Source organism: Empedobacter sp. UBA7252 (genome assembly GCF_002472765.1).
In the GTDB taxonomy this organism is placed as follows: domain Bacteria; phylum Bacteroidota; class Bacteroidia; order Flavobacteriales; family Weeksellaceae; genus Empedobacter; species Empedobacter falsenii_B.
In genome coordinates, this window is the sequence record NZ_DKSQ01000039.1 from 8,524 (window position 1) to 9,981 (window position 1,458).

The window sequence follows — 1,458 nt, forward strand, 5'->3', positions numbered from 1 at the left end:
AACGAGAATCCAAAAAATAGTTGACGAAACTAAAGGTTTGGATGAAGAAATTAAATTGAAGAAAGAAGCAATCAAAAATGCTGAAGCTTTAATTAAAAAATACACGAAACAACAAGATAACGTACGAAACAATAGAGAATTTGATGCTTTAGCGAAAGAAGTAGAGTATCAAGGTTTGGAAATTGAGTTATCTGAGAAACGTATTCGTGAGTTTACAGTTAAAATTTCTCAAAAAAATGCACAAGTTGAAGAATTTAATGCAAAATTAAACTCAATGAAAGAGCATTTATCTCACAAACAAGCTGAGTTGGATACAATTGTAAAAGATACAGAAAAAGAAGAAAGTAATTTATTGAAATTATCTTCTGAATATTCTGCTAAAATCGAACAAAGATTATTAGACGCTTACAGCCGTATCAGAAATTCTGTGAAAAATGGTTTAGCTGTTGTTCCTGTACAACGTGGAGCTTCTGCGGGATCTTTCTTTACAATTCCACCACAAAGACAAATGGATATCGCTCAACGTAAAAAAATTATCGCTGACGAACATTCAGGACGTATCTTAGTTGATTTGGAATTAGCTTTAGAAGAGCAAGAAAAAATGGAAATCATTATCAAAGGATAATTTTCTTTGTTAAAAAATATTTTATTTAATATCAAAGTGTTACACGATTGTGTAACACTTTTTTTATGCTAAAACTAGTTGTTGTTATTTTTTAGCACGCTATTTGTAATACTGGCAATATAATTAGTTTGAAAATTTAGAAATTATGAAAAAAATTATATTTTTAGCAATGTTAGCTGTCTCGTCTATCTCATTAACATCTTGTGTGAATAATGATGATGGCTATTATGAACCTGAAATTGTTAATGTTGGACAAATCAATTATGATGGTGTATCATTTCCGCTTCGAAATGCAGTTGTTGCAGATATAAAAAAGGCTGATGGCGGATTTTATTATAGTGTAGAATTATCTACAAATCCAGTTCCTAAGAATGGTAAATTAAATGGAGCTTATTTGTATTTAGAAATTTTCCAAAGAGGTGATTTAAATTTTAATGGATCTTACGTAACAGAAAATAATGATAGAGGATTGGATTATATCGAATATTATGAAGATCCTATAATGCAAAATTATGTGCCAGTTCTTAATTCTGGAACGTTTGCTTTGTTAGATACAGATTTTTCTTCTGGATCTATTAATCTAAAAAATTATTTTGACCCTTATAACAGAAGTTTATTATCTACAAACTTTGCATTGAGAGTTTCGAATGGTAAAACATTGACTGGTGATTTTGATGGATTATTTGATTTTATCCAATTATACAGCAAATCTGCTAAAGATGCTGTAAGTGCAAAATCTGCATCAACAGAAAGAGTAAAAACAGGAGTGAGAACACCTTCTGCAAGAAAATAAAATTTCAATTCATAGATACAAAAAACTCCGCTAAATATTT

Annotated in this window: 2 protein-coding genes; both read left to right on the forward strand. The window is 29.6% G+C overall.

Annotation, left to right across the window (positions count from 1 at the left end; all coding sequences use genetic code 11):
- Window positions 1-625 (forward strand): zinc ribbon domain-containing protein (locus tag B2X73_RS05260; RefSeq protein ID WP_291095922.1); only part of this gene is annotated, 625 nt, incomplete at its 5' end.
- Window positions 626-770: 145 nt separating this feature from the next.
- Window positions 771-1,418: a hypothetical protein gene (locus tag B2X73_RS05265; RefSeq protein ID WP_291095924.1), complete on the forward strand. Its 648-nt coding sequence runs from the start codon at window positions 771-773 to the stop codon at window positions 1,416-1,418.
- Window positions 1,419-1,458 lie beyond the last annotated feature (40 nt).